This window comes from Bradyrhizobium sp. Leo78 (genome assembly GCF_059512425.1).
On record NZ_JCAMOT010000002.1, the window covers coordinates 50119 to 65862 of the forward strand.

The window sequence follows — 15744 nt, forward strand, 5'->3', positions numbered from 1 at the left end:
TGGAGCGAAGCGCAACCCGGGACATCTGCATCAACGTTTGTGAGCGGCCCCGGGTTACGCTGGCGCTCCACCCGGGCTACGGCGCTCCAGCTGGCACGCGGCAGCGTCGGCGATCTCGGTGAGTTCATCGACGGCGAACAGCGCTTCCGAGCAATCATCGTCGCGGAAGTAGGCGCTGCGGGTGAACAACACGGGAATGCCGGCGCCCGAGGCCGCGATCAATCCGTTGCGCGAGTCCTCGATGGCTATGCAGCGGGAAGCAGGGAGCGACAGTCGCGCCAGCATCATGAGATAGACGTCGGATGCCGGCTTCTTCTCGGGCACATCGTCGCCGGCGACGATCGCCTCGAACCACTCGGCCCAGTCCTCGCCCAGCGCCACCGACAGCAGCGCATCGATATTGGCACGCGAGGTCGTCGTCGCGATCGCCAGGCGCTGGCTGCGCCATCGGGCCTTCCGGAGCAAGGCTTCCACACCAGGCCGCAGCGGGCAGCCGCCCGTTGCGATCAGTTCGGCATAACGCGCGGTTTTGATCGCGTGCAGCTCCGCGATCTCGCGAGTCGACAGCAAGGGCATGGTTCGCTTGCGCATGGCAAATGCGCGGATCCGCTCCTTGCCTCCGGCGACGCGCAGCAACCGTCCGTAGGTGGGCTGGTCCCAGTACCAGTTGAGGCCTGCGCGCGAGAACGCCTCGTTGAAGGCGCGGCGGTGCACCTCCTCGGTCTCGGCCATTGTGCCGTCGACGTCAAAGATCAGTGCGTGGGCGCGGGCAAGGAGGTCTCCGAAGGCCGCCGCCCGCACGGCTGTCAGCGTCTCGCTCATGTCTCCTTGTCCGTCGCGCCTTTCGAAAAGACTCGGCTTGCCAGCACATCGCCGGCCTCGATCGACATCACGTCGTCAGCCGTGAGCACCCGGTCCAGCCGGGAAACGATGCGGTTGGCCTGGCGGAGCCGGATACGATCCAGCGCATTGCGGATCGAGCGCGCGTTGGAGAACAGCGGCTGGGTCTTGCGCACGGCGATGTAGCGGATGAAGGCATCGCGTGCCGCCGCTGAGAACCGGTAGTTCTGCTGCTGCAGCATCAATTCGGCGATCGCGAACAGCTCGGGGTCGGAATAATCGGGGAAGTCGATGTGATGGGCGATGCGGGAACGAAAACCCGGATTGCTCTGGAAGAATTTCTCCATGCGGTCGCCATAGCCGGCGAGGATCACAACCAGATCCTCGCGCTGCTGCTCCATGATCTGCAACAGGATCTCGATCGCCTCCTGGCCGTAGTCGCGCTCATTGTCGGGGCGATAGAGGTAGTAGGCCTCGTCAATGAACAGCACGCCGCCCATCGCCTTCTTCAAGATCTCCTTCGTCTTTGGTGCGGTGTGGCCGATATATTGCCCGACCAGGTCGTCGCGAGTGACGCTGATGACGTGGCCGCGGCGCACGAAGCCGAGCCGGTGCAGGATGCTGGCCATCCGCATTGCTACCGTAGTCTTGCCGGTGCCAGGATTGCCGGTGAAGGACATATGCAGGGTCGGAAAGGTGGTAGCGAGCGCCATCTTCCGCCTGATGCGCTCCACCAGCAGCAGCGCTGCGATCTCGCGAATGCGCGTCTTCACTGGCGCCAGGCCGATCAACTCGGAATCGAGCTGGTCGAGCACGGCGCCGATGCCAAGGTCGGCGAATTCGCGGCGGAGATCGACGGCCTCCAGCGGGGCTTCGTCAGTCTGTGGCTGTGGTTGCGTCATCCTGCTCTCGTGTCGAAAAGCTCCGTCGCCGCAACCTGGCGACGACGGAGAAGTGCATCCGGACCAGGTCGGCCGAGGGAGCCACCCGCCTGGCTTGAACCGGACGCGGTTAACGGTCTGCGTAACGCTCGCCTTCAGGCCGCTCCGCCGCATAGGCATGCGTCGAATAGCGGAGGTTGCGACCGACGGATTCCTGCCGGTCGAGCCGGAAGCCGGGCTCGTTCGTGGGCCGATTGACGATGAAGGAGATGCGCACGGACTCCCATCCGTGGCTCGAATCGAAGCCGGAGATCCGGATATAGCGGTCGTCATACACGCGCCGGCATTCGCCGAGCTCCCGCATGATACCCGCGGCGTCGCGCAGATCGAACATCGGCAGGCCCCACATCTCCCAATAGGTGTTGCGGGGATGCGGATCGTCGGTGAATTCGATGTTAACAGCCCAGCCCCTGTCGAGGCAGTACTGCACCTGTGCCGTGATCTGCTCGTCGGTGAGATCGGGCAGGAAGGAGAAGCAGCCCTGGGTTATGCGCATGATGTACCCCTTTCAGACCGCGACGCTCGGCGTCGGAACGAAGTCCGGCGCATCGGTCGATTCATAGTTGAAGGTGACGTCCTTCCAGACCTCGAGCGCCTCGCGCAGCGGTGCGCAGCTTTGCGCCGCCTTGGCCAGGATCTCTGGACCTTCATGGACGTAGTCGCGCCCCTCGTTGCGGGCGAGGATCATCGCCTCCAGCGCAACGCGGTTGGCGGTGGCACCCGCCTGGATGCCCTGCGGGTGACCAATGGTGCCGCCGCCGAACTGCAGCACGACGTCCTCGCCCAGGAGGTCGAGCAGCTGATGCATCTGGCCGGCATGGATACCGCCCGACGCAACCGGCATCAGCTTGTTGAGGCTGGCCCAATTCTGGTCGAAGAACACGCCGTGCTCGAGCTGCATCGGATTGAAGTCTTCGCGGCAGATATCGTAGTAGCCGCGCGTGGTGTTCGGATCGCCCTCGAGCTTGCCGACGACCGTGCCGGCGTGAATATGATCCACGCCCGCGAGCCGCATCCATTTTGCGATGACGCGGAACGAGACGCCATGCGACCGTTGCCGGGTGTAGGTGGAATGGCCGGCGCGGTGCAGATGCAGGATCATGTCGTTCTTGCGCGCCCATTTCGCCATCGACTGGATCGCGGTGTAGCCGATCACAAGATCGATCATGACGATCGTCGAGCCGAGTTCGCGGGCGAAATCGGCGCGCTCGTACATGTCCTCCATGGTCGCCGCGGTGACGTTGAGATAGGTGCCCTTGATCTCGCCGGTCGCGGCCTGCGCGCGGTTGACCGCCTCCATGCAGTAGAGGAAGCGCTCGCGCCAGTGCATGAAGGGCTGCGAGTTGATGTTTTCGTCGTCCTTGGTGAAATCGAGCCCACCCTTCAGCGCCTCGTAGACGACGCGGCCGTAGTTGCGGCCGGAGAGGCCGAGCTTCGGCTTCACAGTCGCGCCGAGCAAGGGACGCCCGAACTTGTCGAGCCGCTCGCGCTCGACCACGATGCCGGTCGCCGGGCCCTGGAACGTCTTCACATAGGCAACGGGAAGCCGCATGTCCTCGAGCCGCAGCGCCTTCAGCGGCTTGAAGCCGAAGACGTTGCCGATGATCGACGCGGTGAGGTTCGCGATCGAGCCCGGCTCGAACAGATCGAGGTCATAGGCGATGTAGGCGAAATAGCTGCCTGGCGAACCCGGCACCGGATCGACGCGGTAGCATTTCGCGCGATATTTTTCCGCCGCCGTCAGACGATCGGTCCACACCACGGTCCAGGTCGCGGTCGAGGATTCGCCTGCTACCGCCGCGCAGGCTTCGGTCGGATCGACGCCGTCCTGCGGCGTGACGCGGAACAACGCGATGACGTCCGTGTCCTTGGGCTGGTAGTCGGGCTCCCAATAGCCCATGCGCTTATATTCGAGCACACCGGATTTGTAGCGATCCTTGCCGCGCAGGGTCATCGACTGCATGTTCATATGGTCCTCCTGAAATTGTTCCGGCGTGCCCCTCACGCTGCTTCGGTCATCGCCCCAATTTGCGGATCGAGCGCGCCGGCGCGGTAGCGCCTCGCCATCTCGGGCAGCGGAATCACCTTGATCTTTGCGGCATTGCCCGCCGTGCCGAACTGCTCGAAGCGGTCGCGGCAGAGGTCACGCAAAGCCTCCATCGCGGGTTTCAAGAATTTGCGGGGATCGAATTCGCTTTTCGATTGAGTCGCGACCTTGCGGAACGCCGCGGCCATCGCGAGCCGGCAATCGGTATCGATATTGACCTTGCGGACGCCGTGCTTGATGCCGCGGACGATCTCCTCGACCGGCACGCCCCAGGTCTGCGGCATCTCGCCGCCGAACTGGTTGAACATGTCCTGCAATGGCTGCGGCACCGAGGACGAGCCGTGCATCACCAGATGCGTATTCGGCAGCCGCTGATGTATCTCCTCCACCACGCGCATCGCGAGGATCTCGCCGTCGGGCCGCCGCGTGAACTTGTAGGCGCCATGCGAGGTGCCCATCGCGATCGCGAGCGCATCCACCTTGGTGGCGCGGACGAAATCGACCGCCTGGTCCGGATCGGTGAGGAGCTGGTCATGGCTGACCTTGCCCTCGACGCCATGGCCGTCTTCCTGCTCGCCGCCGCCATGTTCTAGCGATCCGAGCACGCCGAGCTCGCCCTCGACGGAGGCGCCGACCCAATGCGCGATGTCGACGACGCGGCGGGTAATGTCGACGTTATAGTCATAGTCGGCTGCCGTCTTGGCATCGGCCTTCAGCGAGCCGTCCATCATCACCGACGTGAAGCCATAGCGGATCGCGGTGGCGCAGGTGGATTCCTCGTTGCCATGATCGAGATGCAGGCACAGCGGCACGTCCGGATACATCTCCTCGAGCGCATCGATCATCTTCGACAGCATGATGTCACCCGTATAGGCGCGCGCGCCGCGTGAGGCCTGGATGATGACGGGCGCATCGCAGGCCGACGCCGCCTCCATGATCGCAAGGCCCTGCTCCATATTGTTGATGTTGAAAGCCGGCACGCCGTAGCCGCGCTCGGCGGCATGATCCAGCAGTTGCCTCAAGGTTATCCGCGCCATGCTTATTTCCTTTCGTTTGCCTGCTGGATCACGCGCCTGGCCGCAGCCGCGACGGCGGCCGGCGTAATGCCGAACTCGCGGTAGAGCACCTCAGCGGGCGCGGAGGCGCCGAAACCGTTCATGCCGACGAACTCGCCATCATCGCCAAGCCAGCGCGCCCAATCGCCCTCGATCGCGGCCTCGACGCCGACACGTGGCGCATCGCCCAGCACCTTGGCCTGGTAGTCGCGCGGCTGCTTCCGGAACAGATCGAAGCACGGGGCGGAAACGACGGCGGCGCGGATATTCTCACTTCCGAGCAGCTTGGCCGCTTCGAGCGCGATCGAGACTTCCGAGCCGGTTGCAATCAGCGTGACGTCACGGCCTCCATCCGGCTCGATCGCCACATAGGCGCCAAGCGCGACGTGGTTGCTGTCGGTCGCGTCGCGGAAGGCGGGCAGCGCCTGCCGCGACAGGCACAGGATCGACGGCGAGGTCTCGGCTTGCAGCGCGCAGTCCCAGGCTTCCGCGGTCTCGATTGGATCGGCAGGGCGGAACACCAGCAGATTGGGAATTGCACGGAGCGCGGCGAGATGCTCGACCGGCTGGTGCGTCGGACCGTCCTCGCCCAGCCCGATCGAATCGTGCGTCATGACGTGGATGACGCGGACGCCCATCAGCGCAGCGAGCCGGATCGCGGGGCGGCTATAGTCGGCGAACGCGAGGAATGTTCCGCCGTAGGGGACGAAGCCGCCGTGCAACGCGATGCCGTTCATCGCCGCCGCCATGGCATGCTCGCGGACGCCATAATGGATATAGCTGCCGTGCAGCCAGCCCGACCGCACTGGCACCTGTGATTTCGCCAGCGTGAGATTGGAGTGCGTCAGGTCGGCCGAGCCGCCGAGCAGGTTTGGCAGCGCTTCGGCGATCACATCGATCACCTGCTGCGACGCCTGCCGTGTCGCAAGCTTGGGACGCTCGGCCGCGAAACGCTCCTTCAGCTTCGCCATCGCCTCGGTATAGGCGCCGGGCAGCTTTTTGTTCAGCGCATCGTGGAACGGCGACCTGCCGCCGCCATTGCAGGCGCTCCGTGAACGCTCGATCCAGGCGCGGCGCGCCGCCCGGCCGCGTGCGCCGATCTCGCGCCATTCGGCAAGCACGGCTGGCGGAACTTCAAATGGCTCGTAGCGCCAATCGAGCGCTGCCCGCGTTTTGGCGACCTCGTCCGATCCGAGCGGTGCACCGTGAACCTTCTCGCTGCCTTCCCGGTTCGGCGCGCCGAAGCCGATCACGGTCTGGCAGGCGATCAGCGACGGCAGGTCACTCTTCCTGGCTTCATCGATCGCCCTCGCAACCGCTTGCGGATCATGGCCGTCGATCCGGCAGGCCGACCAGCCGGAGGCCCTGAAACGCGCGAGCTGATGGTCGGAACAGGACAGTGACGTCGCGCCGTCGATCGAGATCCGGTTGTCGTCGAACAGCACGATCAGCCGGTTCAACCGCAAATGCCCGGCGAGCGAGATCGCCTCGTGGCTGATGCCTTCCATCAGACAGCCATCGCCGGCGATGACATAGGTGAAGTGGTCGACGAGTTCGTCGCCGAACCGCGCATTCATCAATCGCTCGGCGAGCGCCATGCCGACGGCGGTCGCGATGCCCTGCCCGAGCGGGCCGGTCGTCGTCTCCACGCCGGGCGTGTGGCCATATTCGGGATGGCCTGGAGTCGCCGATCCCCACTGGCGGAAGGCCTTGAGCTGATCCAGCGTGACGCCTTCATAGCCGGTCAGATGCAGCAGCGCGTAGAGCAGCATCGAGCCATGGCCGGCCGAGAGCACGAAACGGTCGCGGTCGGGCCAGGCCGGATCATCGGGGTCGAATTTGAGGAAGCGCGAAAACAGCACGGTCGCAACATCGGCCATGCCCATCGGCATGCCGGGATGCCCGGACTTCGCCTTCTCCACGGCATCGATGGCGAGGAAGCGGATGGCGTTCGCCATCTCGGCATGGCTGACTTGGGTGCGGCTGGCCACAGACGCAAGTGCGGTCATATCGTTCGCCTCTTTCGTTCCATCAGTTGCAGAATCAGCGGGGTGAGGATGAGCTGCATCGCCAGGTCGAGTTTGGCGCCGTGGATCACGATCGAATTGGCGCGCGACATAAAGCTGTGCGGGATCATCGAGAGCAGATAGGGAAAATCGATGCCACGCGGATTCTTCAGCCGGATCACGACCATCGATTCGTCCGGCGTCGGGATCCAGCGCGCGATGAACGGGTTCGACGTGTCGACCGTCGGCACGCGCTGGAAGTTGATGTCGGTCTCGGTGAACTGCGGGCAGATGTAGTTCACATAATCAGGCATGCGCCGCAGGATGGTGTCGGTCACTGCCTCCGTGGAATAGCCGCGGTGGCTGCGATCGCGATGCAGCTTCTGGATCCATTCGAGATTGATGACGGGGACGACGCCGATCTTGAGGTCGGCATATTTGGCAACATTCACCTTCTCGGTGACGACGGCGCCATGCAGGCCCTCATAGAACAGCAGATCGGAACTCTCCGGCAACGACTCCCACTTGGTGAAAGTGCCGGGATCGCCGCCGTAGAGCCGCGCCTCCTGCTCGTCGTGCACATAGTGCCGCGTCGTCCCAGTGCCGGACTCGCTATAGTCGCGGAACAGTTTTTCGAGTTCCTCGAACAAATTGGTTTCGGGGCTGAAATGGCTGAAATGCTTGTTGCCGCGCTCGGCCTCCTCAACCATCTTGCTGCGCATCTCGGCGCGATCGTAACGGTGGAAGGCATCGCCTTCGACATAGGCGGCGCTGACATTCTCGCGCCGGAAGATGTTCTCGAAGGTCTTCCTGACCGATGTCGTTCCGGCGCCGGAAGAACCTGTGACCGATATGATGGGGTGACGCCGCGACATGCCGGCCTCCTTCAGCGAAACAGTCCGCGGCGCGCGAACAACGGCGCGTCGGCGTTTTCGAACAGCGGCTCGACACCTTCGTGCATCATATCGATGTCGCGCACGGTGCGCGGCGATCCCATGATCAAGGGCACCCGCTGGTGCGGCGTCCGCGCCGAAAGTTCGAGAATGCGGGCGCGCCCGCTGGAGGCGGCGCCATCAGCCCATTCCATGATCAGCGCCACGGGATGGGCTTCGTAGAGCAGGCGCAGGCGGCCTTCGCGGTAGGCCGGGCGCGCATCGGCTGGATAGAGAAACACGCCGCCACGGACCAGGATGCGGTAGGCTTCCGCCACCAATGAGCCGATCCAGCGCATGTTGAAGTCGCGGCCGCGCTCGCCATTGGCGCCGGCGAGGCATTCGTCGATATAGCCGCGCACCGCGCCGCTCCAGTGCCGGCGATTGGAGGCGTTGATCGCGAACTCCGGCGTATCGGGCGGAATCCGGATACCGCGCCCGGTCAGCACGAATTCGCGCCGCGGCGGATACAGGGTGAAGACGTCGACGCGCTGGTCCAGCGCCAGCACCAGCACGGTCTGCGGGCCGTAGATGAAACAGCCGGCGGCAATCTGCGCGGTGCCGGGCTCGAAGAAGGTCGAGAGGATGTCGCGCGCCTTGGGCCGGATGGAAAAGATGGTGCCGACCGAGATGTTGTTCGCAAGGTTGGCCGAGCCGTCGAGCGGATCGATCGCGACACAGAGCGGCGCCTCGGCGTCGAGCGTCTCCGGCAGTTCCACTTCCTCCGAGAGCACGGCCGCCACCGGCGCTGTACGCAGGGCGTCGCGCATCAGGCGATCTGCGACAACATCGATGTCCTTTTGGGTGTCGCCGGCCGGATTGACCGCACCGTCACGGCCGGTGATGCCGACCAACGGGCCCGAGGCGATGATGCCTGCGAGTTCGACCGCGGCCGCGGCCAGCGCCTCGACCACCGCCACGGCTGCCGCGCGGAGGGTGTCCTGACGCGCGGGGTCGTCGAGATAGGCATGCAATGCAGGAAGATGATCCACGGCCGCTCTCCCGTTCACCGAGCCCTCTCGACGGGGCTTCGCTTGAAGCGGCTCCGGAGCGGAGTCGCTGTCGCCACTATCAACACGCGGATTGCAGAATTAGTGAAATTTTAATATCTTAAGTGTGGCCAAAGTATTTTTTATGGAGATACTCATGCCGGGACATTTCTCGCGCGACCTCACCATTCGTCAGCTGCGCGCGTTGACCGCCGTGCATGCGGCCGGCTCGATCACGGGCGCGGCCAACCGGCTCAACCTTACCCAGCCGGCGGTCACCCTGCAGCTTCGCAACCTGCAGGATCTTGCCGGCCTGCCGCTGATCCAGCGCACTGTTGAAGGCATGGCGTTAACGGATGCCGGCCGCACCGTTCTCGCGCTGGTCGAGCGTATCGAATCCGCGCTCGCCGACTGCGAGCAGTCGCTCGACATGATCGCGGGCAAGAACGGCGGGCGCGTCGCGATGGGCGCAGTCAGCACCGCCAAATATTTTGTGCCGTTCGCGATCGCGGCGTTCTCGCAACGCTTCCCGAAGATCGACGTGACGCTCAGAATCGGCAATCGCGAGGACATCCGCGATGCGCTACGCGGCTACGACCTCGATATCGCCGTGATGGGGCAGCCGCCAGCGGACATCGAGGTCGAGATGCGCCCGCTCGGCAGGCATCCGCACGTGATCATCGCCGCCGCCGATCATCGGCTCAATGGAAAGAAGCGCGTCGCCGCTACCGATCTTGCTGGCGAGACCTTCATCACCCGCGAGCACGGCTCCGGCACGCGGCTGCTGATGGAGCAGTTCTTCCAGAAGCATCGGATCGAGCCCAAGGTCGGCATGGCCATGGACAGCAACGAGACCATCAAGCAGGCGGTGATGGCCGGGCTCGGCATCGCCTTCATCTCACAGCACACCGTCTTCCACGAGTTGGAGGAAGGACGGCTGGTCGTGCTCAAGGTCGCGGGCCTGCCGGTGATGCGCCAATGGCACGCGATCCGCCGCGCCGACAAGATCCTGCTGCCGCCGGCGCAGGCGATGCTGGAGTTCCTCGGAAAGGAGGGATCGCGCTATTTGCCGAATGTGCGGTGAGGCCTGCCGCGCAACCCAGCCGTCATACGCGGGCTTGACCCGCGTATCCATCCATCTTCGCAAACGACTCGTTGGAGATGGATGGACGGGTCAAGCCCGGCCATGACGAGAGAATGCTGAGGCGTGACCTTAGACGTCGAAGAACACGGTCTCGTTGTCGCCCTGCAGGTGGATGTCGAGCACATAGGCCGGATTGGCAGCGCCCGCCTTGCGCTTGGCGATCAATGTCGCGCGGCGATCGGCCGGCACCAGCGCCAGCACGGGGTCGTCGGCGTTGGCCGTCTCATCATCGAAATAGATCCGCGTGTAGAGATGCAGCAGCATGCCGCGCGCATACACCGCGAGCAGGATGTGCGGCGCCTGCGGCTTGCCGTCGGGGTCGGGCACTTGCCCCGGCTTGATGGTGTCGAAGGAATAGCCGCCCTTGGCATCGGTGCCGACGCGGCCAAATCCCTTGAACGAGCTGTTCGGCAGCGCGCGGGCATCTTGCGGATCGGAGAACCGGCCCTGTGCGTCGGCCTGCCAGATCTCCAGCATGCAGTCCGGCACCGGCACGCCGTCGCCGTCGAACACCGTGCCTTCGACGCGGATGCGCTCGCCGGAAACGTCAGGGGTGATCAGATTGTTGGTGAAGGCGTCGTTCCACGCGTACTCGCCGTTCGGCGTCAGGCCGTATTTGAAATACGGGCCGACCGTCTGCGATGGTGTGATGCCGTCCGGCCGCTGCTCGCTCACTGTTTATTCTCCATCGGCGTCGCGTTCCTGCCGCGCAAGACAATGTTGAAGCGGTAGCACAGCGCCCATTCCGGCTGGGTGTTCTCAAGGTCGAACGAGGAGATCATCCGCGCGCGCGCCTTCTCGTCCGTTACCGAGTTGAAGATCGGATCGAACGGAAACAAGGGATCGCCCGGGAAATACATCTGCGTCACCAGGCGCGAGATGAAGGCATGGCCGAACACCGAGAAATGGATGTGGGCCGGGCGCCAGGCGTTGTGGTGATTGCCCCACGGGTAGGCGCCGGGCTTGATGGTGACGAACCTGTAATAGCCGCTCGCATCGGTCTGCGCGCGGCCGGCGCCGGTGAAGTTCGGATCGAGCGGCGCCGGATGCTGGTCGACGACATGGACGTAGCGGCCGCAGGCATTGGCTTGCCACAACTCCACCAGCGCGTGGGGCACGCCGCGGCCGTCCTCGTCGAGCACATGGCCGTGCACGATGATGCGTTCGCCAAGCGGCTCGCCCTTGTGCTGAATGGTGAGGTCGTGATCGTTCTCGCGCACTGTTTCGTGGCCATAGACCGGACCGGTCAGTTCGGAGAGCGTTTGCCGGATCGGGATCAACGGCTTTTGCGGCGAGCGCTTGACCGTCGAGCGATAACCCGGCGACAGCCGCGGCGGATGCGCCGCGAGCGATTGCAGCGGATAGAGCAAGGTCATGATGATTTCCTCCCTGGCGCTCCTTGCCGGTGAGCCAGCCGTCAGATCATTATAGGATATAACTAATCCGGAAAAGCGCTGTTTTGCTTTTCCGTCCCTCGTCCCGTCATTGCGAGCGCAGCGAAGCAATCCATTTCGCCATTTGCCGAGGCATGGATTGCTTGGTCGCGGAGCCTGTCATCGGGCCCGCCAAAGGCGGGACCCGTTGGCTCCTCGCAATGACGGAGAGAGGTCAGTTCAACTTCTCGATCGCCGCTGCAACGCCCTGGCCGACGCCGACGCACATGGTTGCCAAGGCAAGCTTCCCGCCCCGCTTTTCCATGCCATGCACCGCTGTCAAGACGAGCCGCGCGCCGCTCATGCCAAGCGGATGGCCGAGCGCGATCGCGCCGCCATGCGGGTTCACGAAGTCGGCATCCTCCTTGACCCCGAGCTGGCGCAGGCAGGCTATGCCCTGCGAGGCGAAGGCCTCATTGAGTTCGATCAAATCGAAATCAGTGATCTTGAGGCCGAGCCGCTCCATCAATTTGCGCGTCGCCGGCACCGGGCCGATGCCCATGATGCGCGGCGGCACCGCGGCCGAGGCGAGCCCGAGGATGCGCGCCCGCGGCGTCAATCCGTGCTTCTTCACGGCGGCCTCGGAGGCAAGGATCATCGCGGCGGCGCCGTCATTGACGCCGGAGGCGTTGCCGGCCGTCACCGTGCCGGGGTTGCGCACTACCGGCTTCAGCTTGGCGAGGCCTTCCAGCGTCGTCTCCGGACGTGGATGCTCGTCCTTGTCAACGGTAATGGGGCCCGCCTTGCCACCCGGCGCGGAGACCGGGGTGATCTCCTCGGCGAAATAGCCGGCCGCGATTGCGGCACCGGCGCGCTGCTGCGAGCGGATCGCGAACGCATCCTGGTCGGCGCGCGAAACCTGGAATTCCTCGGCGACGTTCTCGCCGGTCTCCGGCATCGCATCGACGCCATACTGCGCTTTCATCAGGGGATTGATGAAGCGCCAGCCGATCGTGGTGTCGAAGATTTCGGCCGAGCGCGAGAACGCTTCCGCCGCCTTGCCCATCACGAATGGCGCCCGCGTCATCGATTCGACACCGCCAGCAATCGCGAAATCGATCTCGCCGGCGCGGATGGCGCGGCCGGCCGCGCCGACCGCGTCGAGACCGGAGGCGCAAAGCCGGTTCAGCGTCTGGCCGGGAATCGACTCAGGCATGCCCGCGAGCAGCAGCGCCATGCGCGCAACATTGCGGTTGTCCTCGCCGGCCTGGTTGGCGCAGCCGAAAAAGACCTCATCCACCTGCGACCAGTCTAGGTTCGGATGCTTGGCCATCAGCGCCTTGATCGGGGTGGCAGCGAGATCGTCGGTGCGCACCTTGGCGAGTGAGCCGCCGAAGCGACCGATCGGGGTCCGGACGGCATCGCAGATATACACATCACGCATTGATTTCTCTCCCTGATTGCCGCGGACTTGCGCGCTAGGCTTGGATTGATGGCGAGTTTTAGGAGCGGGTTAGCAGGAGGTCAATTGAGGCGGACGCGTCCCTCGCCCGCGTTGAAATGAGGTCGGGGGCGTGGAGAGGGTGGAAAACCCAATATCGCGGGGCAAAGCGGTGGGACGGGAGAGCGAAATTTTGTAGTTTCCGCCCCCTCATGACCGTCCAGCAGCCCATTCCCGTTCCATCCGAGGCGACACCGAGTGCGGAAACGCCCGCGCGCATCACGCCGATGATGGAACAGTACCTCGAAATCAAGTCCGCCAATCAGGGCCTGCTCCTGTTCTATCGAATGGGCGATTTCTACGAACTGTTCTTCGAGGACGCCGAGATCGCTTCAAAGACACTCGGCATTGTCCTGACCAAGCGCGGCAAGCATCAGGGTATGGACATCCCGATGTGCGGGGTGCCGGTGGAACGCGCCGAGGATTACCTGCACCGATTGATCGCGGCGGGCCACCGCGTCGCCGTGTGCGAGCAGAGCGAGGATCCGGCAACGGCGCGCGCCCGCGGCAACAAGAGCGTGGTGAAGCGCGACGTGGTGCGGCTGGTGACGCCGGGCACGCTGACCGAGGACACGCTACTCGATGCCCGCACCAACAATTACCTGCTCGCGCTCGCCCGCGCCCGCGGCTCGTCCGGCGGCGACCGCATTGGGCTGGCCTGGATCGATATTTCGACTTCCGAATTCATGGTAACGGAGTGCTCTGTCGCCGAGCTTCCGGCGACGCTGGCGCGCATCAATCCAAATGAAGCCATCGTCACCGACGCGCTCTACAGCGACGTCGAGTTCGGGCCAGTGTTGCGCGAATTGCCGGCGGTGACGCCGCTTACTCGTGACGTCTTCGACGGCGCCACCGCCGAGCGGCGGCTGTGCGACTATTTCGCGGTCGCGACCATGGACGGCCTCGCCGCGATGTCGCGATTGGAAGCAACGGCCGCCGCGGCCGCCGTTACCTATATCGACCGCACGCAGGTGGGCAAACGCCCGCCGCTGTCACCACCCGCGCGCGAGGCGGTCGGCACCACCATGGCGATCGACCCGGCGACGCGCGCCAATCTCGAATTGACACGCACCTTGGCCGGCGAACGCCGCGGCTCGCTGCTCGATGCGATCGATTGCACTGTGACCGCCGCCGGCTCACGCCTGCTGGCACAGCGGCTCGCGGCGCCGCTCACCGACAGCACTACGATCACGCGGCGGCTCGATGCCATCTCGGCCTTCGTCGCCGATAGTGCGGCACGTGAGGATATCCGCAGCGTGCTGCGCGCGGCGCCGGACATGTCGCGCGCGTTGGCACGGCTGTCGGTCGGCCGCGGCGGCCCGCGCGATCTCGCTGGGCTCCGCGACGGCATCCTGGCCGCCGATCAGGCCTTGGTGCGGCTGGCGCAGCTCGACCAGCCGCCGGCGGAAATCGTGGCCGTGATGGAGGCGCTGCGCCGTCCGTCGCGGGACTTGGCGCATGAGTTCGAGCGTGGGCTCGCCGAGCAATTGCCGCTGATCAAGCGCGACGGCGGTTTCGTCCGCGAAGGCTATGAGGCCGCGCTCGACGAGAGCCGCAACCTGCGCGACGCCTCGCGCCTCGTCGTCGCTTCGATGCAGGCGCGCTACGCCGAGGACACCGGCGTCAAGGCGCTCAAGATCCGCCATAACAACGTGCTCGGCTATTTCGTCGAGGTGACCGCGCAACACGGCGACAAATTGATGACGCCGCCCTTGAACGCGACCTTCATCCATCGCCAGACGCTTGCCGGCCAGGTCCGCTTCACCACCTCCGAACTCGGCGAGATCGAAGCCAAGATCGCCAATGCCGGCGACCGCTCGCTCAATCTCGAGCTCGAGATATTCGACCGGCTCTCTGCCATGGCACTCGCCGCAAGCGACGATCTGCGCGCCGCCGCGCTCGCCTTCGCACTGCTCGATGTCGCGACCGCGCTGGCAAAGCTCGCGGTCGACGAGAATTATGTGCGGCCCGAGGTCGATCATTCCCTGGGCTTTGCGATCGAAGGCGGCCGCCATCCGGTGGTCGAGCAGGCCTTGAAGCGCGACGGCCAGCCGTTCATCGCCAACGCCTGCGACCTGTCGCCAGGGCCGGCGCAGAAATCCGGACAGCTCTGGCTGCTCACCGGTCCGAACATGGCCGGCAAATCGACCTTCCTGCGCCAGAATGCGCTGATCGCGCTGCTCGCCCAGATCGGCAGCTATGTGCCGGCATCACGAGCGCGGATCGGCATCATCGATCGCCTGTTCTCCCGCGTCGGCGCGGCTGATGATCTCGCGCGCGGACGCTCGACCTTCATGGTCGAGATGGTCGAGACGGCGGCGATCCTCAACCAGGCCAGCGAGCGTTCGCTCGTGATCCTGGATGAGATCGGCCGCGGCACGGCCACCTTCGACGGTCTGTCGATCGCCTGGGCCGCGATCGAGCATCTGCACGAGAACAACCGCTGCCGTACGCTGTTCGCGACGCATTATCACGAGCTCACCGCGCTCTCGGCAAGACTGCCGCGGCTGTTCAACGCCACGGTGCGGGTGAAGGAATGGCAGGGCAATGTCGTGTTCCTGCACGAGGTGCTGCCGGGCTCGGCTGACCGCTCCTACGGCATCCAGGTAGCCAAGCTCGCAGGTCTGCCGCCGGCGGTGATCAGCCGCGCAAAGTCCGTGCTGGCGAAACTGGAGGCGCAGGACCGCGGCCAGACCGCGCGCGCGTTGGTCGATGACCTCCCACTGTTCGCCGTCCCCTCCCGCGCCGCCGCGGAAGCAGCACCGCCGAGCGAAGCGGAGCTTTTGGTGGAAGCAGTGAAAGCGCTGCATCCGGACGAGATGTCGCCACGCGAGGCGCTGGAGGCGCTCTATACGCTGAAAGCAAAACTGCCGAAGCGTTAGACACTGCCGTAGGGTGGGCAAAGCGCAGCGTGCC

General features: G+C 64.8%; 13 protein-coding genes. 2 read left to right on the forward strand and 11 right to left on the reverse strand.

Features of this window, described 5'->3' with window-relative positions; genetic code table 11:
• Nucleotides 1–54: 54 nt before the first annotated feature.
• From AC5ZG1_RS02685 to AC5ZG1_RS02720, 8 genes are all read right to left on the reverse strand, one after another.
• Nucleotides 55–822: an HAD family hydrolase gene (locus AC5ZG1_RS02685; protein WP_496131910.1), complete on the reverse strand. Its 768-nt coding sequence runs from the start codon at nt 820–822 to the stop codon at nt 55–57.
• Nucleotides 819–1742: a CbbX protein gene (cbbX, locus tag AC5ZG1_RS02690; RefSeq protein WP_496131911.1), complete on the reverse strand. Its 924-nt coding sequence runs from the start codon at nt 1740–1742 to the stop codon at nt 819–821. Before cbbX ends, AC5ZG1_RS02685 begins: the two co-directional genes overlap by 4 nt.
• Nucleotides 1743–1851: 109 nt before the next feature.
• Complete coding sequence (locus tag AC5ZG1_RS02695; protein ID WP_496131912.1) at nt 1852–2277, reverse strand: ribulose bisphosphate carboxylase small subunit; 426 nt, start codon at nt 2275–2277, stop codon at nt 1852–1854.
• 12 nt (nt 2278–2289) lie between these two features.
• A complete protein-coding gene (locus AC5ZG1_RS02700) occupies nt 2290–3750 on the reverse strand; it encodes a form I ribulose bisphosphate carboxylase large subunit (protein ID WP_496131913.1) in 1461 nt (486 codons plus the stop codon).
• Between the two features lie 32 nt (nt 3751–3782).
• A complete protein-coding gene (gene fba, locus AC5ZG1_RS02705) occupies nt 3783–4865 on the reverse strand; it encodes a class II fructose-bisphosphate aldolase (protein WP_496131914.1) in 1083 nt (360 codons plus the stop codon).
• Between the two features lie 2 nt (nt 4866–4867).
• Nucleotides 4868–6892: a transketolase gene (gene tkt, locus AC5ZG1_RS02710; RefSeq protein ID WP_496131915.1), complete on the reverse strand. Its 2025-nt coding sequence runs from the start codon at nt 6890–6892 to the stop codon at nt 4868–4870.
• On the reverse strand, nt 6889–7764 hold the full coding sequence (locus AC5ZG1_RS02715) for a phosphoribulokinase (RefSeq protein WP_130225367.1): 876 nt from the start codon (nt 7762–7764) through the stop codon (nt 6889–6891). The genes tkt and AC5ZG1_RS02715 overlap by 4 nt, the downstream gene beginning before the upstream one ends.
• Nucleotides 7765–7775: 11 nt before the next feature.
• Complete coding sequence (locus AC5ZG1_RS02720) at nt 7776–8813, reverse strand: class 1 fructose-bisphosphatase (protein ID WP_496131916.1); 1038 nt, start codon at nt 8811–8813, stop codon at nt 7776–7778.
• Between the two features lie 154 nt (nt 8814–8967).
• On the opposite strand from AC5ZG1_RS02720, the gene AC5ZG1_RS02725 reads away from it, so the two are divergent.
• A complete protein-coding gene (locus AC5ZG1_RS02725) occupies nt 8968–9894 on the forward strand; it encodes a LysR family transcriptional regulator (RefSeq protein ID WP_496131917.1) in 927 nt (308 codons plus the stop codon).
• A gap of 129 nt (nt 9895–10023) precedes the next feature.
• On the opposite strand, the gene pcaG is transcribed toward AC5ZG1_RS02725, so the two are convergent.
• The 3 genes from pcaG to pcaF all read right to left on the reverse strand — a co-directional run bounded on the left by pcaG (nt 10024) and on the right by pcaF (nt 12771).
• Nucleotides 10024–10629, reverse strand: a complete 606-nt coding sequence (gene pcaG, locus AC5ZG1_RS02730) for a protocatechuate 3,4-dioxygenase subunit alpha (RefSeq protein ID WP_496131918.1) — start codon at nt 10627–10629, stop codon at nt 10024–10026.
• Nucleotides 10626–11330 carry a protocatechuate 3,4-dioxygenase subunit beta gene (pcaH, locus tag AC5ZG1_RS02735; RefSeq protein ID WP_130225364.1) on the reverse strand — a complete coding sequence of 235 codons (705 nt, stop codon included), beginning with the start codon at nt 11328–11330 and terminating at the stop codon, nt 10626–10628. The genes pcaG and pcaH overlap by 4 nt, the downstream gene beginning before the upstream one ends.
• A gap of 232 nt (nt 11331–11562) precedes the next feature.
• Entirely contained in the window at nt 11563–12771 is a 1209-nt protein-coding gene (gene pcaF / locus AC5ZG1_RS02740) for a 3-oxoadipyl-CoA thiolase (RefSeq protein ID WP_496131919.1), read from the reverse strand.
• 209 nt (nt 12772–12980) lie between these two features.
• Here pcaF and mutS point away from each other — a divergent pair, with 209 nt between their 5' ends.
• Nucleotides 12981–15710 carry a DNA mismatch repair protein MutS gene (gene mutS, locus AC5ZG1_RS02745; RefSeq protein ID WP_456641497.1) on the forward strand — a complete coding sequence of 910 codons (2730 nt, stop codon included), beginning with the start codon at nt 12981–12983 and terminating at the stop codon, nt 15708–15710.
• Nucleotides 15711–15744 lie beyond the last annotated feature (34 nt).